This is a genomic window from Streptomyces sp. NK08204 (genome assembly GCF_020400585.1).
In the GTDB taxonomy this organism is placed as follows: Bacteria; Actinomycetota; Actinomycetes; order Streptomycetales; family Streptomycetaceae; genus Streptomyces.
Genome location: NZ_JAINVF010000010.1, coordinates 57,477 through 81,161 on the forward strand (window position 1 = coordinate 57,477; position 23,685 = coordinate 81,161).

Annotated in this window: 25 protein-coding genes; 13 read left to right on the forward strand and 12 right to left on the reverse strand. The window is 70.6% G+C overall.

Features of this window, described 5'->3' with window-relative positions; translation table 11 throughout:
* Positions 1-20: 20 nt before the first annotated feature.
* Together argG and K7G59_RS17520 are read right to left on the reverse strand one after the other, a co-directional pair.
* On the reverse strand, positions 21-1,475 hold the full coding sequence (gene argG, locus K7G59_RS17515) for an argininosuccinate synthase (RefSeq protein WP_225835225.1): 1,455 nt from the start codon (positions 1,473-1,475) through the stop codon (positions 21-23).
* A 53-nt stretch (positions 1,476-1,528) separates the two neighbouring features.
* Positions 1,529-2,464 (reverse strand): LysR family transcriptional regulator, encoded by a 936-nt coding sequence (locus K7G59_RS17520; RefSeq protein WP_225835228.1) that lies wholly within the window; start codon positions 2,462-2,464, stop codon positions 1,529-1,531.
* Positions 2,465-2,543: 79 nt separating this feature from the next.
* Between K7G59_RS17520 and K7G59_RS17525 the strand changes: the two genes are divergently transcribed.
* The 5 genes from K7G59_RS17525 to K7G59_RS17545 all read left to right on the forward strand — a co-directional run bounded on the left by K7G59_RS17525 (position 2,544) and on the right by K7G59_RS17545 (position 7,594).
* A complete protein-coding gene (locus K7G59_RS17525; RefSeq protein ID WP_225835230.1) occupies positions 2,544-3,590 on the forward strand; it encodes an EamA family transporter in 1,047 nt (348 codons plus the stop codon).
* Positions 3,587-4,237 (forward strand): NAD(P)-dependent oxidoreductase, encoded by a 651-nt coding sequence (locus tag K7G59_RS17530; protein ID WP_225835232.1) that lies wholly within the window; start codon positions 3,587-3,589, stop codon positions 4,235-4,237. Before K7G59_RS17525 ends, K7G59_RS17530 begins: the two co-directional genes overlap by 4 nt.
* A 231-nt stretch (positions 4,238-4,468) precedes the next feature.
* A complete protein-coding gene (locus tag K7G59_RS17535; RefSeq protein WP_225835235.1) occupies positions 4,469-4,942 on the forward strand; it encodes an SRPBCC family protein in 474 nt (157 codons plus the stop codon).
* 227 nt (positions 4,943-5,169) lie between these two features.
* Positions 5,170-5,745 (forward strand): hypothetical protein, encoded by a 576-nt coding sequence (locus tag K7G59_RS17540; RefSeq protein ID WP_225835237.1) that lies wholly within the window; start codon positions 5,170-5,172, stop codon positions 5,743-5,745.
* A 598-nt stretch (positions 5,746-6,343) separates the two neighbouring features.
* Complete coding sequence (locus K7G59_RS17545; RefSeq protein ID WP_225835240.1) at positions 6,344-7,594, forward strand: PP2C family protein-serine/threonine phosphatase; 1,251 nt, start codon at positions 6,344-6,346, stop codon at positions 7,592-7,594.
* 197 nt (positions 7,595-7,791) lie between these two features.
* On the opposite strand, the gene K7G59_RS17550 is transcribed toward K7G59_RS17545, so the two are convergent.
* On the reverse strand, positions 7,792-9,126 hold the full coding sequence (locus tag K7G59_RS17550; protein ID WP_225835243.1) for a PP2C family protein-serine/threonine phosphatase: 1,335 nt from the start codon (positions 9,124-9,126) through the stop codon (positions 7,792-7,794).
* A 234-nt stretch (positions 9,127-9,360) separates the two neighbouring features.
* Between K7G59_RS17550 and K7G59_RS17555 the strand changes: the two genes are divergently transcribed.
* Positions 9,361-9,711: an ANTAR domain-containing protein gene (locus K7G59_RS17555; RefSeq protein ID WP_225835245.1), complete on the forward strand. Its 351-nt coding sequence runs from the start codon at positions 9,361-9,363 to the stop codon at positions 9,709-9,711.
* A gap of 211 nt (positions 9,712-9,922) precedes the next feature.
* Here the strand turns inward: K7G59_RS17555 and K7G59_RS17560 are convergent, their stop codons facing one another.
* Both K7G59_RS17560 and K7G59_RS17565 read right to left on the reverse strand, forming a co-directional pair.
* Complete coding sequence (locus K7G59_RS17560) at positions 9,923-10,351, reverse strand: arsenate reductase ArsC (RefSeq protein ID WP_225835247.1); 429 nt, start codon at positions 10,349-10,351, stop codon at positions 9,923-9,925.
* Between the two features lie 46 nt (positions 10,352-10,397).
* Positions 10,398-10,868, reverse strand: coding sequence for a low molecular weight phosphatase family protein (locus K7G59_RS17565; RefSeq protein WP_225835249.1), 471 nt, complete (start codon positions 10,866-10,868; stop codon positions 10,398-10,400).
* Positions 10,869-10,970: 102 nt separating this feature from the next.
* On the opposite strand from K7G59_RS17565, the gene K7G59_RS17570 reads away from it, so the two are divergent.
* The 3 genes from K7G59_RS17570 to K7G59_RS17580 all read left to right on the forward strand — a co-directional run bounded on the left by K7G59_RS17570 (position 10,971) and on the right by K7G59_RS17580 (position 13,208).
* On the forward strand, positions 10,971-11,285 hold the full coding sequence (locus K7G59_RS17570; protein ID WP_225835251.1) for a helix-turn-helix transcriptional regulator: 315 nt from the start codon (positions 10,971-10,973) through the stop codon (positions 11,283-11,285).
* Between the two features lie 85 nt (positions 11,286-11,370).
* Positions 11,371-12,156: an MIP/aquaporin family protein gene (locus K7G59_RS17575; RefSeq protein ID WP_225835253.1), complete on the forward strand. Its 786-nt coding sequence runs from the start codon at positions 11,371-11,373 to the stop codon at positions 12,154-12,156.
* Positions 12,153-13,208 (forward strand): ArsO family NAD(P)H-dependent flavin-containing monooxygenase, encoded by a 1,056-nt coding sequence (locus tag K7G59_RS17580; RefSeq protein ID WP_225835255.1) that lies wholly within the window; start codon positions 12,153-12,155, stop codon positions 13,206-13,208. The genes K7G59_RS17575 and K7G59_RS17580 overlap by 4 nt, the downstream gene beginning before the upstream one ends.
* 44 nt (positions 13,209-13,252) lie before the next feature.
* Here K7G59_RS17580 and K7G59_RS17585 read toward each other — a convergent pair whose 3' ends face one another.
* Both K7G59_RS17585 and K7G59_RS17590 read right to left on the reverse strand, forming a co-directional pair.
* Positions 13,253-13,726 carry an N-acetyltransferase family protein gene (locus tag K7G59_RS17585; protein ID WP_374114243.1) on the reverse strand — a complete coding sequence of 158 codons (474 nt, stop codon included), beginning with the start codon at positions 13,724-13,726 and terminating at the stop codon, positions 13,253-13,255.
* 64 nt (positions 13,727-13,790) lie between these two features.
* Complete coding sequence (locus tag K7G59_RS17590; RefSeq protein WP_225835259.1) at positions 13,791-14,168, reverse strand: helix-turn-helix transcriptional regulator; 378 nt, start codon at positions 14,166-14,168, stop codon at positions 13,791-13,793.
* Between the two features lie 342 nt (positions 14,169-14,510).
* Between K7G59_RS17590 and K7G59_RS17595 the strand changes: the two genes are divergently transcribed.
* The gene (locus K7G59_RS17595) at positions 14,511-14,969 is read left to right on the forward strand and encodes an ArsI/CadI family heavy metal resistance metalloenzyme (protein ID WP_225835263.1); all 459 of its coding nucleotides are present in this window, start codon (positions 14,511-14,513) and stop codon (positions 14,967-14,969) included.
* A gap of 178 nt (positions 14,970-15,147) precedes the next feature.
* On the opposite strand, the gene K7G59_RS17600 is transcribed toward K7G59_RS17595, so the two are convergent.
* The 5 genes from K7G59_RS17600 to K7G59_RS17620 form a co-directional block, all read right to left on the reverse strand.
* On the reverse strand, positions 15,148-16,125 hold the full coding sequence (locus tag K7G59_RS17600) for an MASE1 domain-containing protein (protein ID WP_225835266.1): 978 nt from the start codon (positions 16,123-16,125) through the stop codon (positions 15,148-15,150).
* A gap of 228 nt (positions 16,126-16,353) precedes the next feature.
* Positions 16,354-17,685 carry a PP2C family protein-serine/threonine phosphatase gene (locus K7G59_RS17605; RefSeq protein ID WP_225835268.1) on the reverse strand — a complete coding sequence of 444 codons (1,332 nt, stop codon included), beginning with the start codon at positions 17,683-17,685 and terminating at the stop codon, positions 16,354-16,356.
* A complete protein-coding gene (locus K7G59_RS17610; RefSeq protein WP_225835270.1) occupies positions 17,685-18,113 on the reverse strand; it encodes an ATP-binding protein in 429 nt (142 codons plus the stop codon). The genes K7G59_RS17605 and K7G59_RS17610 overlap by 1 nt, the downstream gene beginning before the upstream one ends.
* 303 nt (positions 18,114-18,416) lie before the next feature.
* Complete coding sequence (locus K7G59_RS17615) at positions 18,417-18,995, reverse strand: fasciclin domain-containing protein (protein WP_225835273.1); 579 nt, start codon at positions 18,993-18,995, stop codon at positions 18,417-18,419.
* A gap of 287 nt (positions 18,996-19,282) precedes the next feature.
* Positions 19,283-19,912, reverse strand: a complete 630-nt coding sequence (locus K7G59_RS17620) for a hypothetical protein (RefSeq protein WP_225835275.1) — start codon at positions 19,910-19,912, stop codon at positions 19,283-19,285.
* Positions 19,913-20,165: 253 nt separating this feature from the next.
* Between K7G59_RS17620 and hemL the strand changes: the two genes are divergently transcribed.
* The 3 genes from hemL (at position 20,166) to K7G59_RS17635 (ending at position 23,596) form a co-directional block, all read left to right on the forward strand.
* On the forward strand, positions 20,166-21,482 hold the full coding sequence (gene hemL, locus K7G59_RS17625; protein WP_225835277.1) for a glutamate-1-semialdehyde 2,1-aminomutase: 1,317 nt from the start codon (positions 20,166-20,168) through the stop codon (positions 21,480-21,482).
* A 38-nt stretch (positions 21,483-21,520) separates the two neighbouring features.
* Positions 21,521-22,168, forward strand: coding sequence for a histidine phosphatase family protein (locus tag K7G59_RS17630; RefSeq protein ID WP_225835550.1), 648 nt, complete (start codon positions 21,521-21,523; stop codon positions 22,166-22,168).
* A gap of 111 nt (positions 22,169-22,279) precedes the next feature.
* Positions 22,280-23,596: a hypothetical protein gene (locus K7G59_RS17635; RefSeq protein ID WP_225835279.1), complete on the forward strand. Its 1,317-nt coding sequence runs from the start codon at positions 22,280-22,282 to the stop codon at positions 23,594-23,596.
* Positions 23,597-23,685 lie beyond the last annotated feature (89 nt).

Consider the following 23,685-nt stretch of genomic DNA (forward strand, 5'->3'; position numbering starts at 1 on the left):
GGCTCCTGCGTCACGCAGGGTCAGTCCGTGCCGGACTCCATCGCGGCGCGGTCCAGGATCTCCTCCTCCTCGGAGACCTCACCGCGGGAGGCGATCGCCTCGGCGCCACCCTCCGGCATCTGCGACATGGTGCCGATCAGGCCGGTCGCCGCCGCCTGGTCGGCGCCGATGGCGGGGCTGCCGGTGCCGATCAGGCCGAGCCCGGCGTACTGCTCCAGCTTGGCGCGGGAGTCGGCGATGTCGAGGTTGCGCATGGTGAGCTGGCCGATCCGGTCCGCCGGGCCGAACGCCGAGTCCTCGGTGCGCTCCATGGACAGCTTGTCCGGGTGGTAGCTGAACGCCGGACCCGTGGTGTCGAGGATCGAGTAGTCCTCGCCGCGCCGCAGCCGCAGCGTCACCTCACCGGTGACGGCCGCGCCGACCCAGCGCTGCAGGGACTCGCGCACCATCAGCGCCTGCGGGTCCAGCCAGCGGCCCTCGTACATCAGCCGGCCGAGGCGCCGGCCCTCGTTGTGGTACTGGGCGACGGTGTCCTCGTTGTGGATCGCGTTGACCAGGCGCTCGTACGCCGCGTACAGCAGGGCCATGCCCGGCGCCTCGTAGATGCCGCGGCTCTTGGCCTCGATGATCCGGTTCTCGATCTGGTCGGACATGCCCAGGCCGTGCCGGCCGCCGATGGCGTTCGCCTCCATCACCAGGTCGACGGGGGTGGCGAACTCCTTGCCGTTGATCGTCACCGGACGGCCCTGCTCGAAGCCGATCGTCACGTCCTCGGCGAGGATCTCGACCTCGGGGTCCCAGAACCGTACGCCCATGATCGGCTCGACGGTCTCGATGCCGTTGTCCAGGTGCTCCAGGGTCTTGGCCTCGTGCGTGGCGCCCCAGATGTTGGCGTCGGTGGAGTACGCCTTCTCCGTGCTGTCGCGGTAGGGCAGGTCGTGCGCGAGCAGCCACTCGGACATCTCCTTGCGCCCGCCGAGTTCGGTCACGAAGTCCGCGTCCAGCCACGGCTTGTAGATCCGCAGGTGCGGGTTGGCGAGCAGGCCGTAGCGGTAGAACCGCTCGATGTCGTTGCCCTTGAAGGTCGAGCCGTCGCCCCAGATCTGCACGCCGTCCTCGAGCATCGCCCGGACCAGGAGCGTGCCGGTGACGGCGCGGCCCAGCGGCGTGGTGTTGAAGTACGTCCGCCCGCCGGAGCGGATGTGGAAGGCACCGCAGGCGAGCGCGGCCAGGCCCTCCTCGACCAGCGCCGCCCGGCAGTCGACCAGGCGCGCGATCTCGGCGCCGTAGGTCTTCGCGCGGCCGGGCACCGAGGCGATGTCGGGCTCGTCGTACTGGCCGATGTCGGCGGTGTACGTGCACGGGACGGCACCCTTGTCACGCATCCACGCGACGGCGACGGAGGTGTCGAGACCGCCTGAGAAGGCGATGCCGACGCGCTCGCCGGCGGGGAGGGAGGTGAGGACCTTGGACATAAGGAAGAGTATGCGCCTTGATGCATGACCATGCAAAGCATGCGTGGTGTGGGTCACGACACGGTTGACGCCTGCCCCGGCGCGGGCGCCGGTGGCCGCGGCGACTGCGGCACGACCCCGAGGACGTGGAGCATGGCTCGCGTGGCCGGGCTCGGGTTGAACCGGCTCCACGTCAGATACTCGATGCGGTGCGGCCCGTCGACCACCGGGACCAGCGCCAGCGAGGGGTCGGCTGCGGCCAGCGGCCGGATGAACGCCGAGGGCAGCAGTGCGATGCCGAGCCCCCGCGCGATCAGCCGGGTGATCAGTTCGACGACACCGGCCTCGTACGCGACGTCACGCACCAGCCCCGCGGCGGCGAACGCCTGATCGGACTGCGCCCGGGCGGGTGTCCCGGCCACGAAGTCCACGAAGGTCTCGTCGGCGATGTCCGTCAGCGTGACCCGGGTGGCGCCCGCGAGCCGGTGCCCGGCCGCGACCGCCAGTACGTGCTCGTCGTGGTCGAGGACGACCGTCTCCACACCGGAGGGCCGTTCGCCCTCCGGCAGACCGAGGAAGGCGATGTCCAGCTCGCCGTCCCGGATCGCCGCCGCCAGCTCGTCGCTGCGTCCGGAGCGCAGGCTGATGCGGACGTCCGGATGCCGGGCGCGGTAGCGCTGCAGCAGCTCGGGTACGTCCACCGCCGCCGTGGTGACGATCACGCCGACGCGCAGCCGGCCGCGCACCACGCCGGTCGCGGCGGCGGCGTCGGCGACCGCGCGGTCGGCGGCGGCCAGGCAATCGCGCGCACCGGCGAGGAACGCGGCTCCGGCGCTGGTCAGTTCCACGCGGCGGCTGGACCGGGCGAACAGCTGGACGCCGAGTTCCCGTTCCAGGGCGGCGATCCGGTGGCTGAGGGACGACTGCACGACGAAACAGCGTTCGGCGGCGCGGGTGAAATTGCGGGTTTCGGCGACGGCGACGACGTACCGCATCTGCTGGAGATCCACGCATCGATCGTTCTCCTTCATGGCTGCCATGGCAACCATGTGTTGGACCGATGCTGGGGCCGCCGCTGAGACTTCACGCATGCCTCGCACGCACGACATGCAGCGCACGCCCTCCTCCCGCGATCCTGCTCGGTACGGACGGTCGACGCACGGGCCGTCCTCGCAAGGGCGGCAGGCGGTGACCGTCGCCCTGACCGCGCTGGGACCCGCCTCCTGGGGCACCACGTACGCCGTGACCACGCGGCTGCTGCCGCCGGGACACCCGCTGTTCGCCGGGCTGATGCGCGCCCTGCCCGCCGGGCTGCTCGCGCTGGCGATCACCCGCGTGCTCCCGCGCGGGGAGTGGTGGTGGAAGGCCGTGATCCTCGGCGTGCTCAACATCGGCGGGATGCCCCTGCTGTTCGTGGCGGCCGAACGCCTCCCCGGCGGTGTCGCCGGCACCCTCGGTGCCGCCCAGCCGCTGCTGATCGCCGGGCTGGCCGCGCTGCTGCTCCGCGAACGGCCGACGGTATGGCGGCTGGCCTGGGGTGTGGTCGGCCTGGCCGGCGTCGCACTCGTCGTGCTCGGGCCGACGGCCCGGCTGGACACCGTCGGAGTGCTCGCCGGCCTCGGCCATACGGCCGTCATGGGCGGCGGGGTCGTCCTCGCCAAGCGCTGGGGCCGTCCCGCGGGGGTCGGTCCCCTGACCCTGGCCGGCTGGCAGCTGACGGTCGGCGGCCTGCTGATGCTCCCGCTCACCCTCGCGATCGAGGGGGTCCCGCCGCGGATCGACGCCGAAGCGGCCGGCGGCTACCTGTGGCTCGGCAGCATGGGCGGACTGATCGCGTACACGCTCTGGTTCCGCGGCATCGGCAGGCTGCCGGTCGGCGCGTCCGCACCGCTGGTGCTGCTGTCTCCGCTGGTCGCGACCGTCATAGGCATCGCGTTCGGCGAGTGGCTGAGCCCGCTGCAGACCCTCGGCTTCGTCCTCGCCCTGACCGCGATGCTGGCGGCGCAGCTCAACGCACCGGGTTCTTCGAACTCACCGAGCTCTCCACAGTCTCCACACTCTCCACACTCTCCACACTCTCCCCACTCTCCCCACTCTCCCCACTCTCCACGCTCTCCAAGGAGGAGCCACTCATGAAGGCAGACATGACGATCGCCGTGCTCGGCGCCACCGGGATGGTCGGCAGCAGGGTGATCACGGAGTCCCGTGCACGCGGACACCGGGTGCTCGCCCTGTCCCGCAGACCCGCGAGCCAGGACCCGGGCGTGACACCGGTCGCGGTCGACGCGAACGACCCGGAGTCCCTGCGCGAGGCACTCACCGGCACCGCTGCGGACGCCGTCGTCCTGACCGTGCGCACCACACCGGCCGACCAGGAGTTCCTGGTCGGCACCACCCGCACCGTGCTGGACCTCGCCGCACCGCTCGGCATCCGCGTCCTCGTGGTCGGCGGCGCCGGCGCGCTGCGCAGCCCCGGCGCCGAGGGCCTGCCCGTCGCCGACAACCCGGCGTACGTGCCCGCCGAGTACCGGGCCGTCGCCGCCGCCGGAGTCGCCCAACTGCACACCTGCCGGGCCCACCCCACCGCCGACTGGGTCTACCTCAGCCCCCCGGCCCTGCTCGAACCCGGCAACCGCACCGGCCGCTACCGCCGTGGCACCGACACCCTCCTCACCGACGCCGGCGGCCGGTCCTGGATCAGCGCCGAGGACCTGGCAGTCGCCGTACTCGACGAACTCGAAAGCCCGGGCCCCGAGCGGCACATCACGGTGGCTTCGTCGTGACGCCGTGAAGGGGACCGGCGCCGTCACAGCCACGGACCTCAGCTCGGACGGAAGTGCGCCGGCCCACGGCGGGCCCGACGGCACGGTGCGCCTGTGCAGGCCGCTCCCCGCGGAGTCCGGGCCGCACATCCGTGACAACGCGAGGTCCCGGGGTACTCGGTGCCGCGCAGAAATCGTCAGGCCGGTCCGCGCGGTGCGGCCGGCCCGGCGAGGAACCGTGAGGAGGGATCCATGAGTACGGTCAAGGAAGCGGTCGAGGTGGAGGTTCCGCTCCGCGCGGCCTACAACCAGTGGACGCAGTTCGAGGAGTTCCCGAGGTTCATGGAGGGCGTCGAGGAAGTCCGGCAGCTGGACGACCGGCACAACCACTGGACCACCAGCATCGGCGGGGTGCGGCGCGAGTTCGACACGGAGATCGTCGACCAGCTGCCTGACGACCGGATCACCTGGCGCACCGTCGGCGGCGAAACCCAGCAGCGGGGTTCGGTCCGGTTCGAGCGACTGGACGACTCCCACACCAAGGTGGAACTCACCATGGAGGTGGAACCCTCCGGCCTCGCCGAGAAGGGCGCGGACGCACTCGGCGTGATCGACCGGCGGGTCAAGGGGGATCTGCGCCGCTTCAAGGACTACGTCGAGGGCAGCGGCAGCACGGGCGGCTGGCGCGGACGCATCCGGCCAGGAGACCCGGGATCGACCTACTGACCCACCGGCACAGCCGCGTCACACCACCGCGCGCACAGCCGCGTGCTCACACCACCGCGCGTCCGCCGCGGCCACCGTGGCCGGCGCGCGAGCGGGCCCGGAGGGTGCCTGTCGTCCTTGGGCTGCGATGCCGGCCGGCCCAGTCGCCAGGCCGTTCGGCCCCAGTGCCGGCGCCCTGTGGCGAGTGACATTGGAGCCGATGGCAATCCAGGGCGAAAAGGTGGGTCATGGTCGCACTGGGCAGGACGGGTATGGGGTGGCGCAACCCGATGCGCCGCCGCTCGGACGTCGTAGAAGGATGGATCGGCCTGGTGGCGGCGCTGGTCATCGCCACCATGGGCCCGCTGGTCGGGATGCTGGCGGCCGGGCACTGCGAGGCGGTGCTGGCACGACAGGCGCATGATCGGCGCCCGACGGTGGCGGTGCTGACGCGAGACGCCACGGTCGCGGCGAACGGCGATCCCAGCGGCGTGCCCTTCTCGCGGGTCTCGGCCCCGGTGCGGTGGACGGCTGCCGACGGCGCGGTGCACACGGGCCGCGCGTCGGTGGACGAGGGGAAGCGGGCCGGGAGCACCACCAGGGTGTGGACCGACGGCCGCGGCCGGATGACCAGCGCGCCGCTCGGGCGTGCGGCTGCCGCCGCCGATGCCGGTGTCTACGGTGCGTCGGCCGCGGCCGGCGTCTGCCTGGTCGTGCTGGCGGGCCGCTGCTGTGCCGTGGCGTGGCTCGACCGGAGCCGGGGGCGGGCCTGGGAGAAGGAGTGGGCCGCTGTCGAGCCGGGGTGGAGTCACCGGCGCGTCTGACGCTTCGACGGAGCGGGCACCGGACGCGCGTCAGAGCCTCCCCGGGCGCGCGCCCCTGCCGCCGGGCCCGGGTCAGCCCGTCCACACATGGCCGAGCCGGCCAGGACCTGTGCGTAGCCGAGCACGCGAAGGCGCCATGCGACGCCGGTCGTCGCGTCGCTGCCGTCGGTCTCGCAAGCCACACATCGCCGTCGAGTGCGCGGGGCGGCCGCTCATCCGCACCGCCGCCGATCACCACACCCTCGTCCCTCATGTGATGCACCGGTACCTTGCCGGCAGAGCCCGCCCCTGCCCGTAGCCGCCCCGCTCGAGCAGATCAGGACCCTGTGCTGCCGATCGAGGAGCCCGGCCAACGGCGCATCACCGGCCATGACCCCCATGTCTCGCACTCCGGCACCGGCGCGCACCGGGCCGGACGCCTCCCCCGTCCACCGGACGGACCACCCCGGACGGTCTCGCGGCACCTTCCGCGAGCAACGGGCCGACCAGCCGCCGACGCGGTGAGACGGCGGGCACGACCGGAGGAGGGCGCCTAGATTGAAGGCATGGCCGCCTGGATTGGGGTGAAGGCATGAGAGCCGGAAGGGGCTGCCGGCCGGTGGCATCGCAGGTCGACCACGCGGCGCTGTTCGCCGCCGCGCCGAGCCCTTACCTGGTGCTGGGGCCGGACCTCATCATCGTGGACGTGAACCGGGCTTACCTGGCCGCCACCAGCCGCACCCGGGAGGACCTGCTGGGCCGGCACGTCTTCACCGCGTTCCCCGACAATCCCGCGGACCCCGAGGCCGACGGGGTCCGCAACCTTGACGCTTCCCTGCATCGCGTCCTTGCCACTCGCGAGCCCGACACCATGGCGCTGCAGAAGTACGACATCCCCGTCATGGGCCGGCCGGGCGCGTTCGAGGAACGCTGGTGGTCCCCGGTGAACACCCCGGTCCTCGACGACGACGGGCACGTGGCCTACATCATCCACCGGGTGGAGGACGTCACCGAGTTCGTCAAGGCACGCCGGGCCATCCGCCCCTCCAGTGTCCAGGCGGGGCAGCGGCTGGAGGAGACGCAGGCTCTGGAGGCCGAGCTGTACGCACGTGCACGAGAGCTGCAGCGGCTGAACGAGGAGCTGCGCCAGGCCCACACCCGCGAACGCGAGGTCGCCGTCACCCTGCAACAGGCCATGCTGCATGCCCCCGACCTTGCCCGTCACCGCGACATCGCGGTGCGCTACCTTCCCGCGACGGGTTCTCTCAACGTGTGCGGCGACTGGTACGACGTCGTGGACATCGCCCCCGACCGGCTTGCCCTCGCGGTCGGCGACGTCATCGGCCACGGCCTCGAGGCCGCAGCCGTCATGGGCATGCTCCGCAGCGCCCTGTCCGCCGCCATCCGTGCTCTCGAACGTCCCGCCCAGGCGCTGGAGGTGCTCGGTCTGTACGCCCGGTCCATCGAGGGGGCCCTGGGCACCACTGCCGTGAAAGCGATCATCGACGCCCGCAGCCATCTGATCACCTACAGCAGTGCCGGTCACCCACCGCCGGTGCTCGTCAGGCACGAGGGCCGCTGCGAACTGCTGGACCAGGCCACCGACCCGCCGCTCGGCACGCGCCTCCAGCACGTCCCCCGCCCCCAGGCGAGTGTGTCCTACAGGCAGGGAGACACGCTCGTGCTGTACACCGACGGGCTGATCGAGCGCAGGGGCGAGGACATCGACGTCGGCCTGGGCCGCCTGATGGACGCGCTCAGCGACTGCGCCCGCCTGGACACCGAAGAGCTCGCCGACATCGTCCTGGCACGCCTCGGCGTCGCCAGCGGTGGGTGCGACGACGTCGCTCTGATCGTCGTCCGGCTCTGACCGGGGGCGGGCGTTCGACGGGGAGGGCCCAACCGCTTCTCGCGGATCCTGATTGCGCGGTGCACGGCCACTGGCCGCTTCTCCGCGTCTCACGGGCCCTCGCCCTCACCTCCATACGACCACTCCTGGCCACGGGGGACAAGGGCCGCTCGGCCCTCCCGCAGGACCGAGCAGCTCAGGGCCCACCACGGCTCGGCTCAGGGCGCGACGCGGGCCGCGAGAATGGCGACGTCGTCCGGGAAGGTGCCGCCGTTCTGGGCCAGGAGGGCGTCGCACAGCTCGGGGAGAGGCCGAGTGGCGTGGCTCGCCGCGATGCCGACGGCCCGGTCCATGCCTTCGTCGAGGGGGCGGTTGCGGTGTTCGACAAGCCCGTCGGTGTGCAGGAGCAGCGTCGCCCCGGGGCGGAGGATTTGCTCGTGGTCGGGGCGGGAGAGTGTGGGATCGACGCCCAGGGGGTGCCCTGGTGAGCACTCCGTGTGCAGGTAACGGGCCTGGTGATCGGGGTTGACCATGAGGGGCGGCATGTGGCCTGCGCTGGCCCAGCGCAGGAGGCGGCTGCCGTCGGCCGCGGGGTGCTCCAGGCGGGTGACGATCACGGTTGCCATGGGGCCGCCGTGCAGGTCGTGGAGGATCTCGTCGAGGCGATGCAGGATCCGGCTGGGTGGCTCCTGCTCGTCGTAGGCGATCACTCGGAGGACGTTGCTGATCTGACTCATGAGCGTTGCGGCTTCGAGGCCGTGTCCCATGACGTCACCGACCATCATGCAGGGCACGTTGTCGGGGAGGTGGATCAGGTCGTACCAGTCGCCGCCGATGCGGGGGGTGTCGGTGGACGGCTGGTAGCGGGCCTGAAGTTCCAGGCCGGGCAGTGCGGGGAGCGCGGGCAGCAGGCGGCGCTGGAACTCCTCGGTGGCCTGGCGCAGGCGCTCGTACAGACGGGCGTTTTCGATGGCCACGCCGGCCGCGCTGGCAAGTGCGGTGACGATCTCTTCGTCCTCGTCGGTGAAGGGGCCGTTGCGCTTGTCGGTGAGATAGAGGTTGCCGTACACGGTGCTGCGGACCCGGATCGGTACGCCGAGCAGGGTGTCCATCACGGGGTGGCCCTCGGGGAAGCCCACGGCGCGCGGGTCGGCGGTCAGGTTCTCCACGCGCAGGGGCTCGGGGTGGCGGACGAGCTCGCCGAGCAGCCCGGCGCCGTGGGGCAGCTCGGCGCCGCCGTCCTGGCGGAACTGGTCGGCTCCGAACCCGGAGGTGATCAGCTCGGTGAATTCGCCGGCCTCGTCCAGTACGCCGATGGCGGCGTACCGGGCGTCGACCAGTTGCCGGGCGGAGTCCACGATGGTGTGCAGCACCACCTCGAGCTCCAGGGCGCTGCTGATGGTCAGTACCGCGTCCAGCAGGGACCGCAGACGACCGTGAGCATGGGCGAGCTGGTGCAGGCCCGCCTGGAGACGGTCCAGGTCGTCCTCGGCGCCTGCGAGCGAAGGCAGGTGCGGCCAGTCAGCATCACGATGGTCGCGATGTGTGCCCATGGCGGCCTCGCCTTTCACATTCAGTGGCTCCTGACCGGGTACCCGGACTCGGGCATTCTGCGGTTCCACCATGCCTGAAACAGCCCACAGCGGTTCTGCGACCCGGCCCGGGAAGAACGGCCGGGTCGTCTGCCGGTGTGTGTTGCGTGTCGGGTCTCCGGGAGGACACTGGATTCGTGCGACCAGGGCATCATGGAGCGCACCGTCCGACTTGTCAGGTTGTTGGTGCTTGCTATGGCCTTTTTCACCATCTCCAAGCAGCGTCCTCTGCACCTGCTGTCCGCGTTTGACCTGGCGCGGGAGAACGAGCTGCTCCACGAAGAGATCGAGCAGCTCAAGCGCGCTGTTGCCTCGCACGCGGTCATCGACCAGGCCATCGGCGTCCTCGTCGCCATCGGCCGGATCGCCCCGGAGGAGGCATGGCGGGCGCTGAGGGACGTCTCGCAGCGTACGAACACCAGGCTCCGGACCGTGGCTGAACATGTGCTCGATTTCGCACAGGGCGGCGCGCTGCCGGAACCCGAGATGCTGGAACTGGAACGTGCCTTCCAGCGGTACAGGAAGTGCTCCCACCCCACTGACTAGGTGTTCTGTCCCGGCCCCCCGACCACACCGGCGCCGGCGGCCCCGGGCGTCGAGCCCAGCCCGGCAGCCGCTGAGCGCGGCCGGTGATGGCCTGGCCTGGGTGTGGCCTGGGTGTGGCCTGGGTGTGGTCGCCGGCGGGGCCGGAGCCGGTGACGAGGTCCTCGCCTGTGCCGGAGCCGATGAACGAGGTCCTCGCCTGTGCCGGGGTCGGTCACCGCGGTCCCGGCTCCTGCTGGGCGTCGATCTCGGCGATCAGGGACTCGATGCGGGTCTTGATCTCGTCGCGGATGGGGCGGACGGCCTCGACGCCCTTGCCCGCCGGGTCCTCCAGGGCCCAGTCCAGGTACGTCTTGCCGGGGAAGACCGGGCAGGCGTCGCCGCAGCCCATGGTGATGACGTAGTCGGATGCCTGGACGGCCTCGGTGGTGAGGACCTTCGGCTTGGCCTCCGAGATGTCGACGCCGACCTCCTGCATGGCCTCGACCGCGGCCGGGTTGACCCGGTCGCCCGGGAGGGAACCGGCGGAGCGGACCTCGATCCGGTCGCCCGCGAGGTGGGAGAGGAATCCGGCAGCCATCTGCGAGCGGCCGGCGTTGTGGACGCAGACGAACAGCACGGAGGCGAGCGGGCTGGAGGACATCGGTTCTTCCTTCGTCAGTGGATCAAGAGATTGCGGGGGCGTGGGTTCAGGTGCTCGGCAGGGAGGTGAGCGGCTCGGTGATGCGGGCGCCGATCTCGTCGCGGATGTCCCCCGCGACGGCGATCGGGGCGCCTTCGTGGTCCGTGACCGGCCAGTCCGGGTGGCGGCGGCCGGACACGATCGGGCAGGCGTCGCCACAGCCCCTCGCGATGACGATGTCGGCGGCCTGAACCATCTCGTCGGTCAGCGGCTCGGGGAACGCGTCCGTGAAGTCGGCGCCTGCTGCGGCCGGCACCTGCGCGACGACCGGCTCGACCTGGCTGGTCGGATGCGTACCGGTGGAGGACACGACCACATGGCCGCCGGCCCGGTGGGCGAGGACAGTGGCGGCGATCGGGTGCGGACGCGGGCGTGCTCGGCGCGGCGCGCCGGAGGAGTCGATGATCAGGCGCTTCCCCTGACGATGCCGGCCGAGCACCTGGCCACGGAACGGCTGGATGCACGGGACTGCGGTCATCGGAACCCCCTTCGGGGCATGGGTCCCCACTCGTGCCCGGATGCCGGTCCAAGGATCAGCCCAGGCTGGTATCAGCCAGGAGTGATGTGAGAGTATCAGTCCATGCTGACGTCAGTCGACGCTGATCTGTTGCGGGTTCTGGCCGACCCGCTCCGCCTCCAGATCGTCACCTTGCTGGCCAGGGAGACGCTCTGCTCCACGCACCTGATCGAAGAGACGGGGGCCAGGCAGACCAACCTCTCCAACCATCTGAAGGTGCTGCGCGAGGCGGGGGTCGTGGAGACGGAGCCATGCGGCCGGTTCACCTACTACCGGCTCAAGCCCGACGTCATCGCCTCGCTCGCCGGTCAGTTCGCCGACCTCGCGCAGACCGCGCACGTCACCGCCGAGAACAACGTCAAGCGGTCCTGCCCCTGAGTCCCCGGCGCCGTCCATCGTCATGTCCCCGGCGCTGTCCATCGCCGCGTTCCCGTGGCCATCCCGCACGCACCTAGGAGCCCTGTTGACCGCCACCGAGGCCACCGAGCACGACAGAGCCGGGGACGGCACCGCTCCCGCCGCTGAGCCGCAGCCCGCCCCGGGTGCCACCCCGCCCCGGACTCCTCCGCTGCCGGCCAAGGCCGCCGCCGAACTGGTCGGCACGGCGGCGCTCGTCGCGGTCGTGGTCGGCTCCGGTATCCAGGCCACCGAACTGACCAAGGACGTCGGCCTCCAACTGCTGGCCAACTCCATGGCCACGGTCTTCGGCCTGGGCGTGCTGATCACCCTGCTCGGCCCGGTCTCCGGCGCGCACTTCAACCCCGTGGTCACCCTGGCCGAGTGGTGGACCGCCCGTCACGACGGCTCCGGCGTCACGCTCCGGGAAGCGGCCGTGTACGTGCCCGCGCAGGTCGTCGGCGCGATCGCGGGCGCGGTCCTGGCGGATGCCATGTTCGGCGAACCGCTGGTGAAGTGGTCCACCCACGACCGCTCCGCCGGACACCTGCTGCTCGGCGAGGTCGTCGCCACCGCCGGCCTGATCCTGCTGATCTTCGGGCTGGCCCGCACCGACCGCCTGCGCTTCGCTCCCGTCGCGGTCGCGTCCTACATCGGCGCCGCCTACTGGTTCACCTCGTCCACGTCCTTCGCCAACCCGGCAGTGACCATCGGCCGCGCCTTCACCGACACCTTCGCGGGCATCGCGCCCGGCTCGCTCGCCGGGTTCATCGGCATGCAACTCCTCGGCGCCGTCCTCGGGTTGGCGCTGGTCGCCCTCATCTTCATGCCCGGCCGGGACGCCACCGAGTGACGCGCACTTCCCAGGTGGTGGTGATCGGCGGCGGCCAGTCCGGGCTCGCCGCCGGCTACCACCTGCGCCGCCTGGGCCTCGACTTCGTCATCCTCGACGCCCAGACCGCCCCGGGCGGTGCCTGGCAGCACACCTGGGACTCCCTGTCCCTGTTCTCCCCGGCCGCGTACTCCTCGCTGCCCGGCCGCCTCATGCCACCGCAGACCGGCACGACGTACCCCGACGCGCAGCATGTGGTGGAGTACCTCGCCGACTACGAGAATCGGTACGAGCTTCCCGTCGAGCGAGGCGTGCGTGCCCACGGTGTCCACCGGGACGGCCAACTCCTGCGTGTAGAGACCGACTCCGGCATCTGGAACGCGCGCGCGGTGATCAGCGCGACCGGCACCTGGTGGCGCCCCTTCCTCCCCGCCGTCCCAGGCCGCAGGGACTTCGGTGGCCGCCAGCTGCACACCGCCGGATACCGGCGACCGCAGGACTTCGCCGGCCGCCGCCTGATCGTGGTGGGCGGTGGCAACTCCGGCGCCCAGATCGCCGCTGACCTCGCCCACGACGCCGAGCTGACCTGGGCCACTCGGCGCCCGCCCCGCTTCCTGGCCGACGACATCGACGGCCGCGCCCTGTTCGATGCGGCCACCGCCCGCCGCCGCGCACTCGACGAGGGACGTGCCGACACCGGCGGCGTCGCCTCGCTCGGCGACATCGTCGCCGTCCCGCCCGTCCGCGAAGCTCGCGACCGCGGTCTGCTCAAGGCGAGCCCGATGTTCACCCGCCTGATCCCCGGCGGCGTCGAATGGGCGGACGGGACCCGCGCCGAGGCCGACACCATCATCTGGTGCACCGGCTTCCGGCCCGCCCTTTCCCACCTCGCACCGCTTCGGCTCCGAGGCCGACGCGGTCACATCGCCACCGCCGGCACGCGAGCGGTGGACGAGCCGCGCCTGCACCTGCTCGGCTACGGCGACTGGACCGGTCCCGCCTCCGCCACCCTCATCGGCGTCGGCCGGCCCGCGCGGGAGGCCGCTCGTGAGATCGCCACCCTGCTCGCGTAGGCCGTTCCTATCGCCTCCGGCCGCCTCCGGGCGTCGGCCGGAAGTCAGACGACAAGGGGGCTGCGGCGTTCGACGAGGACGACATCGCGCCAGCGGCCGTGGTGGCGGCCGATGCGCTCTCGGGTGCCGACGATGCGGAACCCGGCCCGACGGTGCAGGGCGATGCTGGCAGCGTTCTCGGGGAAGATGCCGGACTGGACGGTCCAGATCCCGGCCGCCTCGGTGGAGTCGATCAGTGCCTTGAGCAGGGCGGAGGCCACTCCCCGGCCTCGGGCGCCGGGATCGACGTAGACGGAGTGCTCGACGATGCCGGCGTAGGCGCAGCGGTCGGAGACGCTGGTGGCGGCGACCCAGCCGAGCACTGTCTCGTGCTCGCCGAGCGCGACGAAACGGTGCTCCAGCAGCTTCGCGGTGTCGAACGCCTGCCATGTCGGTGCCGCCGTCTCGAAGGTGGCGTTGCCCTCGTCGATCCCTGCCTGGTAGATCGCCAGGACCTCGTCGGCATGCGCGACGGCCATCGGCGTGATGGTCACACTGGCCGGGCTCACCATGGTGCTCTCCCCCTCGTTCCCCATCGCCGATTCAGGCCGCGGCCGGTGCGATCGTCAGCAGCTTGCCCATGGCGGCCAGCACGGACGGCTCGACCCGGTAATACACCCAGGTGCCACGCCGCTCGGAGGTCAGCAGCCCGGCGTCCTTCAGCTTCTTCAGGTGGTGGGAGACGGTCGGCTGGGAGACGCCGACGTCGGAGATGTCGCACACGCACGCCTCGCCGCCCGGGTGCGAGGCCACCGCCGAGAACAACCGCAGCCGCACCGGATCGCTCAGCGCCTTGAACATCCGCGCGGCCGTCTCGGCCTCCTCCGCGGTGAACGCGCGCTCGGTGAGCGGCGGGCAGCACGGCGCCACGGCGTCGGCGGCTTCCGGCTCTATCAGCGGGAGCACCCTCGTATTCGACATGCATCTATGTTGACACACGTCGAAACAGTGGGACGAGGGTGACGGTTCAGCCGCGGGCGAGGCGAGCCGCCGCGTTCGTGCCGCACGGTCGCGTCTTCCGCTTCTGGTTCTGGTTCGGTAAATGTCTATGTTGACGTTTGTCGAATCAGATGCCACGCTTGCCGTGCAAGTCATCGACAAACGTCGAAACAAAGGGGTAATGCCCCCGACGCCGGCCCAGGGGACCCAGGGCGGCGGATGCTGCGCGGCCCCGGCCACCCTCCAGATCGGCACCGGGACGCCGGCCACCACCTCCGGCGGCTGCTGACCCGTCAACCCAACCCTTCCTGAAGGAGGAACGCCATGTCCCGCGTACAGCTCGCCCTCCGCGTCCCCGACCTCGACGCTTCCGTCGCCTTCTACAGCAAGCTGTTCGGCACCGAACCCGCCAAACTCCGCGACGGCTACGCCAACTTCGCCATCACCGAGCCTCCGCTCAAACTCGTCCTGATCGAAGGCGCCGCAGAAGAGGCCACCCGCCTGGACCACCTCGGCGTCGAAGTCGAATCGACCGAGGCCGTCCACGCCGCCACCACCCGCCTGAGCGCGGCCGGCCTGACCACCGACGTGGAGAGCGACACCACCTGCTGCTACGCCCTCCAGGACAAGGTCTGGGTCCACGGCCCAGGCGAGGAACCCTGGGAGGTCTACGTAGTCAAGGCCGATGCCGGCACTCTCGCCAGACAGCAGGGCAGCACCTGCTGCACCGACCCGGCCGTCACCGATGCCAAGGAGTCCGCCACCGCGGGTGGCTGCTGCTGATCCGCCGATGACCCCTGTCCACGCCGGCTGAAGACTGAGCGGCAGCCGTCCGGGGTCGTCTCGTGGCGCGACGCCGGTGGCCGCCGTGCCGGCCCGCACACTGCGGGTCCGCCGCCCGGATCACTGGCATTCCCGGTTCGGTGTCCCAGACCGCGTATGCGACGGTGCCGTCGATCGATCATGACCGCCGAGTCGGTCCGCCGTTCTCCTCCTCCTCGCCCCGGTCGCCGGGAAGCGCTGATTGGCCGCCGGTATCCGGTGCGGTCCGTGCCGCCATCTCGGCAAGCCGCCTGCAGGTTTCTTCGATCTTCTGCTGGGTCTCGTTTCGTTCGGTGATGACCGAGGCGAGGAGCAGCGCGGTCATCGCGGCGGCGCCGTTGAACGCCTGCAGCGCGATCATGTCGGTGATCAGGCTGTGACCGGCGAACGGGCCTGTCCTGCGGGTGGCGGCGAGGATCGCACTGGTGGATGCGGCCAGCGCGCAGGGTGCGGCTGCGGCGAGTTGAAAGCGGAAGGCGGCCCAGGTCAGCAGTGGGAAGGCGAGGAAGGCCAGTGGGGCGGGGGCGTTTTCGAGGAAGCCGACGCCGATGGTGGCCACGACAAGCAGCGTTCCCTCTTCCCATCGGGAGGGCGGCACGTGCTTCGGCCAGTGTGCCGAGCGCAGGACGAGCAACACCGGGGTGACCACCAGGACGCCCATCGCGTCGCCGGTCCACCAGACCCACCACGTGGTCCAGAAACCGCCGGCGGGCAGTGCGTGAGCCAGGCGCAGGGTGCTGCTGCCCGCGGTCGCGCCGATGAGCATGCCGGTGAGCCCGCCGAGCAGGACCAGTGCGAGCGCGTCCCGGAAGCGGTCGATCTGGGTGCGGAACCCGGCGCGGTGAAGGAGCGCGTAGGAGCACAGAGGCGCGAGTGTGTTGCCGGTGGTGATCGCGAGCACGGCGGGGATCGACGGCCCGAGTGAGATGTTGATCAGAAAGGCGCCGAGTGCGATCCCGGGCCAGATCCGCAGGCCGAGCAGGAGCAAGCCGGCCAAGGCGACGCCGGTCGGTGGCCACAGCGGGGTGACCTGGCCGCGCACGAGCTGCTGGAGCAGCCCCAGCTTGCCCAAGGCGTAATACAGCGCGGCGACGGCACCGATCTGCAGGACCGTCATGCCGACGCGCCGGAGACCGTCACGGCAGGCGGAAGTCATCGGGAAGTCTTCCGGTGGGCCTTGGCCGGTCGTTCCCCGTCCGCTGACCCCGCCGGATCCACCACACCGCTGCTCATCTGTGTGACCTTTCGAAATGCGCTCTGCCGGATTGCTTCGGGCGACCGCTCGGGGGCGGCGTCGTGCCTGACGATTCCTCTTCAGCCGCGTGGCCGTGGGCTGTCCGACGCTTCAGCGCGGGGTGCGCAGGGCGAGGACGGCCATGTCGTCGTGCCCGTCGCTCGGATGGTGGTCGGCGAGGACCTGCACGAAGTCCCGCAGGGGCAGCGCGGCGTGCGTGGTGGCCAGTTCGGCCAGTTCGTTCAGGCTCTCGTCGATGGGGCGGTCGGGGTGTTCGATGAGGCCGTCGGTGAAGAAGACCACGATGGCGTCCCGGGGCAGGGGGTGAGTGTGATCGGGGCGGTGTTGCTCGGTGTTGACGTTCAGCGGTAGTCCGGGCTCGGCGAACAGGTATTCCGCCTGGCCGCCGGGGGTGATCAGCAGAGGCGGGACGTGGCCCGCGGTGCTCCAGTGCAACCTCCAGGCGGGCCCAGCGGGTTCGATGCGCGCCAGGCTGGTGGTGGTGACGGGGTTGTCGGTGATGGCCTCCAGGGTCAGATCGAGCTGGGCGAGGACCGCGCTGGGCGGAGTACGCATGGCGAAGAGCAACGCGCGCAGCATGTGGCGGGTGGAGGCCATGGCGGCGGCGGCGTGCAGGTCGTGGCCGACCACGTCGCCGATGACAACCGCCACCGCGCCGTCGGGCAGCAGGATGGCGTCGTACCAGTCGCCGCCGACATGGTGGGGTTCGGCGGCGGGCTTGTAGATGGCGGCGGCGTCGAAGGGCCGCATGTCGGGCAGCGTCGGCAGCAAAAGCCGCTGGAACTGTTCGGACCCGACACGCACCTGTTCGAGCAGGCGGACGTTTTCGATCGCGATACCGGCGGCACTGGCGAGGGCAACGACGATGTTCTCGTCGTGCACGTCGAAGGGCCGTCCGTCGCGTCGCTCGGAGAGGTAGAGGTCCCCGTAGATCTCACCGCGGACGCTGACGGCGACGCCGAGCAGGGTGCGCATGCGCGGGTGACCGGGTGGGAAGCCGACAGAGGCCGGGTGGGAGGGGATGTCGTCCACTCGCAGAGGTTCGGGGTGATAGATCAGGTGTCCGAGCACGCCCAGGCCGCGAGGAAACCCCGCCTCGGCCAGCAACGCGCGTTCCTGCTCGGACAGACCGGCCGCGATGAACTGCTTCAGATACTCGCCGGACTCGTCCAGAACTCCCAGTGCCCCGTAGCGGGCGCCGACAAGGCCCATGGCAGTGGTCACGATGCGATGCAGCACCGCGGGCAACTCCACCTCCCGGGTGATGGCCACCACCGCGTCCAGCAGGCTCTGAACCCGCTCCTTGGCGGTGGCCAGGGCCCGCAGCTCCTCGTCGATCCGGTCCAGCGCGGCGTCCAGACGCGCCATCAGGTCAGGACGGCGCGGCTGCTCCGCCCCCTCGCCCTCCTTGCCGCCGGCCATCACGACCGCCTGGCAGACCGGTACTCGTCATCGGTCGCCTTCAGCGGGCAGGAGGCCGTGCCGGTCCCGATCAGATTCAGGGTCCCCGTGAAGGTGAGCCGGCCGGCGATCGCCGCGCACGGACGGGGGTCGGGGAAGGTCTTGTCCCGTTCCCTGAGCGGGGTGTTCGAGGCCACTGCGGTGGCTTTGCGTTCCTTCCGCTCCGTGAAGACCTGGAACGGCAGCGTGGCACCCTTCCTGGAGTAACGGGCCGTCAGTCCCGCGCGGGCGATGGCTGTACCGACACCGATCAGCAAAACCAGGACGCGACCTCCGGACGCCCAGGCCGGGTTCCTCAGCTCGCCGATGGGCTCGGGCGCAACGTCGGGGTTCTCCTCGAACTCGAGGTCCTCCAGCCTGAGCGCCTTGGCCACCGTGTTCCGTGACACCCGGTACCTCTGGGCCGAACACCCCGACGACTCCGGATTGCGGCGGAACCGCTCATGCGGCCGCTCACGCGATTCGTGCACCCACAGTCTCCTGACACGACCGTGATCAACCCGCACAGGGTGACCCGGCCGACCAGCCCGACCAGCCCATTACGCCGACAGCGGCATGTCACACACCGTCATACAGTCGGCTTCCCCGTCTCGTCGCCGCAACAGTGGCGACCAGGCAGACGACGACGGTCTCGCCGCGTGCGACGAGTGCGGTCCCGGCGTGCAGTTGCCCTGCGCGCCGGGTGCCGTGAGTCAGGACGGGGGATGGAGAACTGCGTCAATGACGTAGATGGTGGCGTTCGCGGCCTTGATATTGCCGCAGACGATGTTCGCCTTGCCGTTGACCTTGAACTTGCTGCCCGAACCCGATGTGGTCAGTTTGCTGCCCTCCACCGTCGTGAAGGAGCCCTTGGAGAGTTCGTCCGGGGCGATCTGCTGGTTCACGACGTGGTAGGTCAGCACCTTCTTCAGCTGCTCCTGATTGCCGAGCAGCGAGGCGAGCTGTGACGCATTCACCTTTTTGAAAGCCTGGTTGTTGGGCGCGAAGATGGTGACGTCGGGTTTCCCGTCGAGGGCGTCGTTCAGCCTTGCTCTGACCGTGGCTGAGACCAGCTGGCTGAGCTGTGGATATGCGGCCGCAGCCACCACGACCTTGTCCTTGGCCGTGTTGGCCTTCTGGGCCAGCGCCGCACAGCCGGGACCGAACGTCCCCGACGGACTGGGAGACGCATCCCGTGCGTGGCTCTGCGACGCCAGACCCCCCAGCGCGAGCGGGATGGCGACCAGAGCGGCCGCGGTGGCCTTTGCCGTACGCATGCGGGTGAACCTCATCGCAACCTTCCTCCCATGGAGGCGTGAAACTGCAGAGGCTGGAATGCGGACGTCTTCGTTTCCGCTGGGCCGGGTGGGGCGGCTGCTACGCCAAGTCTTCGGTCATCATCACCCAGCCACTCAGTGAGCGTATCCAGCCGGTGCCGGTGACCGCATCTCGAAGCCCGGACGCGGTGACGGCCCCGCCCTGCTGGAGCTGCGCCGCCGTGTTCCCGCCTGACGGCCCCTCTCGGCACATGACGAGGGCGGGGTCGGAAACCCCGCCCCAGAACCACCGAGAACCCAGCTCAGGGCCACACCAGGCAATACGGCTGATGCCCCGCCTCATGCAGCCGATGGCTGAAGTCCTGCCACTCGTGCAGCAACCGGTACACGTTGAACGCGTCCTGCGGCCCCCCGCGGTCCGGCACCGTCGACCAGATGAAGGCCGCCGCGCCCACCGCCTCCTCGCCGATGCCGCGGAGGGGGTCGACGACCGTCGTGGGGAGTTTGACGACCGCGTAGTCGGGGTGCAGGACGACCAGTTCGAGGGGCGGCACCTTGTGCAGGGGGACGCCCTGGATGCCGGTGAGGACCATGGCCGCCATCGTCTCGGGCTTGATCTTGGTGAACATGCCGTTCATGCCCAGCTCGTCGCCGCCGAGTTCCTCGGGGCGCATCGAGATGGGGACGCGGGCCGCGGTCGCGCCGTCGGGTGCGCCGAAGTACTTGTAGGTCACCCCCACCCGACCACCATTCCTGCTCCCCGCCCGGAGACGGTCGTACCGCTCGGACTCGCTCGGCACGCCCGGCGCCTGACGTGCGTCAGTCTGCCGTGCTTCGGTCGTTTCCTCCGCGTCGCGCCGGTGCCTTCCCCGCCGGGCTCGTCGAGGACCCAGATCATCAGTCCCCTCGCCCAGTCCGCCACCGCGATGCATATCTCCACCCGACTGCTTTTCTAGGGCGCGTGGCCCCTGCCGCGCAACCTGATCATCGTGTCAGTGACCTCCCCCACGGCCGCCCGCCGAAACGTGCGGCGAAACACCTGTCCGCGGGACCGTCCCAGTCTCGCAGATGGCGCGGCTTCGATCACGAGGTCGGCCGCGGGGGTGGCCCGCCGCGGCCTACTCTGAGGGGGTCACTACGCAACCGGAGTCCGAGAAGTCGGAGAAGTCGCACGTCATGAGTGCCATGAGTGAAACGCCCTATCCCTACGACGCGCCCGTCTCGCAGGCGCTCTTCGACCGTGCGGCCGTCGTCACACCGGGCGGTGTGAACTCGCCGGTGCGCGCCTTCCGCGCCGTGGGCGGCACGCCCCGGTTCATGGTCTCCGGCAAGGGGCCGTACCTGACCGACGCCGACGGGCGGGAGTACGTCGACCTGGTGTGCTCCTGGGGGCCGATGATCCTGGGGCACTCGCACCCCGAGGTCATCGCCGCCGTCCAGGAGGCCGTCGCCCGCGGTACCTCCTTCGGTACGCCCGGTGAGGGCGAGGTCGCGCTCGCCGAGGAGATCGTCGCCCGCGTGGAGCCCGTCCAGCAGGTGCGGCTCGTCAGCAGCGGGACCGAGGCGACCATGTCGGCCATCCGGCTCGCCCGCGGGTTCACCCAGCGGTCCAAGGTGATCAAGTTCGCCGGGTGCTACCACGGGCACGTCGACAGCCTGCTCGCCGCCGCCGGCTCCGGGGTCGCGACCTTCGCGCTGCCCGACACCCCCGGTGTCACCGGCGCCCAGGCGAGCGACACGATCGTGCTGCCGTACAACGACCTCGAGGCCGTGCACGAGGCCTTCCACCGGCACCCGGGCGAGATCGCCTGCGTGATCACCGAGGCCTCGCCCGGCAACATGGGCGTCGTGCCGCCGGAGCCCGGCTTCAACCAGGGGCTGAAGGACGCCTGCCGGGAGAACGGGGCCCTGTTCATCTCCGACGAGGTCATGACCGGCTTCCGGACGAGCCGGAGCGGCTGGTACGGGGTTGATGGGGTCACGCCCGATCTGATGACCTTCGGGAAGGTGATGGGCGGTGGGTTCCCCGCCGCCGCCTTCGGGGGACGGGCTGACGTCATGGCTCATCTCGCGCCCGCCGGGCCCGTCTACCAGGCCGGCACCCTCTCCGGGAACCCCGTCGCCACCGCCGCCGGGCTCGCCCAGCTGCGGCTCCTCGACGACGCGGCCTACGACAAGGTCAACGCGGTGTCGCAGCAGATCCAGGGCCTCGTCACCGAGGCGCTGAACAAGGAGGGCGTCGCCCACCGGCTGCAGACCGCCTCCAACATGTTCTCGGTCTTCTTCACCGACCGGCAGGTGCGCGACTACGAGGACGCCAAGCGGCAGGAGTCCTTCCGCTTCACTGCGTTCTTCCACTCCCTCCTGGCGAACGGCGTCTACCTGCCGCCGTCCTCCTTCGAGTCCTGGTTCGTGTCCACGGCCCACGACGAGCGGGCCATCCAGAAGATCGCCGACGCCCTCCCGGCGGCGGCCCGCGCCGCTGCGGAGGCGACCGCGTGAGCATCGACAGCGGCAAGGACATCACCGTCGTCCACCTCATGCGCCACGGCGAGGTCGCCAACCCGGACGGGATCCTGTACGGGCGGCTGCCCGGCTACCACCTGTCCGAGCTGGGGCAGAAGATGGCCGAGCGGGTCGCCGAGCACCTCGCGCCGCGCGACATCACGTACGTCGTCGCCTCGCCGCTGGAGCGGGCGCAGGAGACCGCCACTCCGATCGCCAGGGCGCACGGGCTGGACCTGGACACCGACGAGCGGCTCATCGAGGCCGACAACGTCTTCCAGGGCAAGACGTTCGGTGTCGGGGACGGCGCGCTGCGCAAGCCCGCGAACTGGAAGCACCTGGTCAACCCGTTCAAGCCGTCCTGGGGCGAGCCGTACATCGACCAGGTCGTACGGATGATCGGCGCGCTGAACGCGGCCAAGGACCAGGCGCGCGGCCACGAGGCGGTGCTGGTCAGTCATCAGCTGCCGATCTGGATCGTGCGGTCGTACGTCGAGCGGCGGCGGCTGTGGCACGACCCGCGCAAGCGGCAGTGCACGCTCGCCTCGCTGACGACGTTCACGTACCAGGGCGACAAGATCGTGTCCGTCGGTTACAGCGAGCCCGCCATCGATCTCGTACCGGTCCATCTCCGCGCCGGCGTCAAGCCGGTGAAGGGGAAGAGCAAGGCCTTCGGGGCGTAAGTCGCCCAAAAGGTATAAGTCGTTAAATCTATATTTATCCGTGGAACCTCCCCGGTCGTCCCGGCCTCTGACTGGGTGACCATCAGCAGGCGTGACGAATCGGGGATTTCCATGCGTACCAGCTCCCGGACCCTCTCCCGCAGAGCAATACTCGGCCTCGGCGCGGGGGTGGCAGCAGCCGTCGGGCCGGCAGGCTGTGGAAGTCTCACGTCCTCTGACGGCGGCGGGCACGCGTCCGGTTCCGGGAACGGGAGCGGGAGCGGGAACGGGAGCGGGGGCGCCCAGGCCGGTGGCGGGAAGTACGGTGCGCACCCGGCGCGTCTCATCGGGGACGGCTCCACGTCCTTCACGGGCAGGCAGCCGCACCAGCCCGCCGCGCCCGAGCCGCTGGAGCCGGGGCAGACCCCGCCGCAGTTCGTCGTCTTCTCCTGGGACGGCGCCGGCGAGGTCGGCAACGGCCTCTTCCCGCGCTTCCTGGACCTCGCCAAGGAGCACGGCGCGAGCATGACCTTCTTCCTGTCGGGGCTGTATCTGCTGCCCGAGGCGAAGAAGCGGATGTACCGGCCGCCGAACAACCCGCCCGGCGCCTCGGCCATCGGCTACCTCTCCGACGACCACATCAGGTCGACGCTCGCCAACATCCGCCGGGCCTGGCTGGAGGGGCACGAGATCGGCACCCACTTCAACGGGCACTTCTGCACCGGCCCCGGCACGGTCGGCAACTGGACCCCGCAGCAGTGGCACAGCGAGATCCGGCAGGCCAAGGCGTTCGTGCAGCAGTGGCGGACCAACACCGGCCGGCACGACCTGCCCCCGCTGCCGTTCGACTACGACAAGGAACTGGTCGGCGGCCGTACGCCCTGTCTGCTCGGGCAGGGCAGCCTGCTGCCCGCCGCCCGCGAGCTGGGCTGGCGCTACGACGCCTCCTCGCCGGGCGGGCGCCAGGTGTGGCCGGTGAAGCGGATGGGGATCTGGGATCTGCCCCTGCAGCAGATCCCGTTCCCGGGGCGGTCCTTCGAGGTCCTGTCGATGGACTACAACATGCTCGCCAACCAGTCCGTCAACTCGACCAAGGCGCCCGCCTACAACTACCCGGGGTGGCGCGAGCAGTCGTCGCAGGCGTACATCTCCGGCTTCCAGCGGGCGTACGAGACGAACCGGGCACCCTTCTTCGTCGGCAACCACTTCGAGCAGTGGAACGGCGGCATCTACATGGATTCCGTCGAGGAGGCCGTCAAGCACATCGCGCGGGAGAAGGAGAAGGGCGCGGACGTGCGCCTCGTCTCCTTCCGGCAGTTCGTGGACTGGATGGACGTCCAGCGGCCCGAGGTGCTCGCGAAGCTGCGCACCCTGGATGTCGGCCGGCGGCCGGCCGGGGGATGGAAGAGGTTCCTCTCCGATGTCAGGCCGGGGGCCTCCGGTGCCTGAGTCTGGGCATGTGACCGAATTGTCCTGTGTAAATACGCCCTGAAATGCGTTTTTTTGCTCGGCAGGGGGGCGCGCGAAGGCCCCGGAGG

Coding starts and splice junctions, on each gene's coding strand:
- argG (WP_225835225.1), bottom strand. CDS start 1,475: ATGTCCAAGGTCCTCACCTCCCTCCCCGCCGGCGAGCGCGTCGGCATC.
- K7G59_RS17525 (WP_225835230.1), top strand. CDS start 2,544: ATGCCTCGCACGCACGACATGCAGCGCACGCCCTCCTCCCGCGATCCT.
- K7G59_RS17530 (WP_225835232.1), top strand. CDS start 3,587: ATGAAGGCAGACATGACGATCGCCGTGCTCGGCGCCACCGGGATGGTC.
- K7G59_RS17535 (WP_225835235.1), top strand. CDS start 4,469: ATGAGTACGGTCAAGGAAGCGGTCGAGGTGGAGGTTCCGCTCCGCGCG.
- K7G59_RS17540 (WP_225835237.1), top strand. CDS start 5,170: ATGGTCGCACTGGGCAGGACGGGTATGGGGTGGCGCAACCCGATGCGC.
- K7G59_RS17550 (WP_225835243.1), bottom strand. CDS start 9,126: ATGGGCACACATCGCGACCATCGTGATGCTGACTGGCCGCACCTGCCT.
- K7G59_RS17555 (WP_225835245.1), top strand. CDS start 9,361: ATGGCCTTTTTCACCATCTCCAAGCAGCGTCCTCTGCACCTGCTGTCC.
- K7G59_RS17560 (WP_225835247.1), bottom strand. CDS start 10,351: ATGTCCTCCAGCCCGCTCGCCTCCGTGCTGTTCGTCTGCGTCCACAAC.
- K7G59_RS17565 (WP_225835249.1), bottom strand. CDS start 10,868: ATGACCGCAGTCCCGTGCATCCAGCCGTTCCGTGGCCAGGTGCTCGGC.
- K7G59_RS17570 (WP_225835251.1), top strand. CDS start 10,971: ATGCTGACGTCAGTCGACGCTGATCTGTTGCGGGTTCTGGCCGACCCG.
- K7G59_RS17585 (WP_374114243.1), bottom strand. CDS start 13,726: ATGGCCGTCGCGCATGCCGACGAGGTCCTGGCGATCTACCAGGCAGGG.
- K7G59_RS17590 (WP_225835259.1), bottom strand. CDS start 14,168: ATGTCGAATACGAGGGTGCTCCCGCTGATAGAGCCGGAAGCCGCCGAC.
- K7G59_RS17595 (WP_225835263.1), top strand. CDS start 14,511: ATGTCCCGCGTACAGCTCGCCCTCCGCGTCCCCGACCTCGACGCTTCC.
- K7G59_RS17600 (WP_225835266.1), bottom strand. CDS start 16,125: ATGACGGTCCTGCAGATCGGTGCCGTCGCCGCGCTGTATTACGCCTTG.
- K7G59_RS17605 (WP_225835268.1), bottom strand. CDS start 17,685: ATGGCCGGCGGCAAGGAGGGCGAGGGGGCGGAGCAGCCGCGCCGTCCT.
- K7G59_RS17615 (WP_225835273.1), bottom strand. CDS start 18,995: ATGAGGTTCACCCGCATGCGTACGGCAAAGGCCACCGCGGCCGCTCTG.
- K7G59_RS17620 (WP_225835275.1), bottom strand. CDS start 19,912: ATGCATCGCGGTGGCGGACTGGGCGAGGGGACTGATGATCTGGGTCCT.
- hemL (WP_225835277.1), top strand. CDS start 20,166: ATGAGTGAAACGCCCTATCCCTACGACGCGCCCGTCTCGCAGGCGCTC.
- K7G59_RS17630 (WP_225835550.1), top strand. CDS start 21,521: ATGCGCCACGGCGAGGTCGCCAACCCGGACGGGATCCTGTACGGGCGG.
- K7G59_RS17635 (WP_225835279.1), top strand. CDS start 22,280: ATGCGTACCAGCTCCCGGACCCTCTCCCGCAGAGCAATACTCGGCCTC.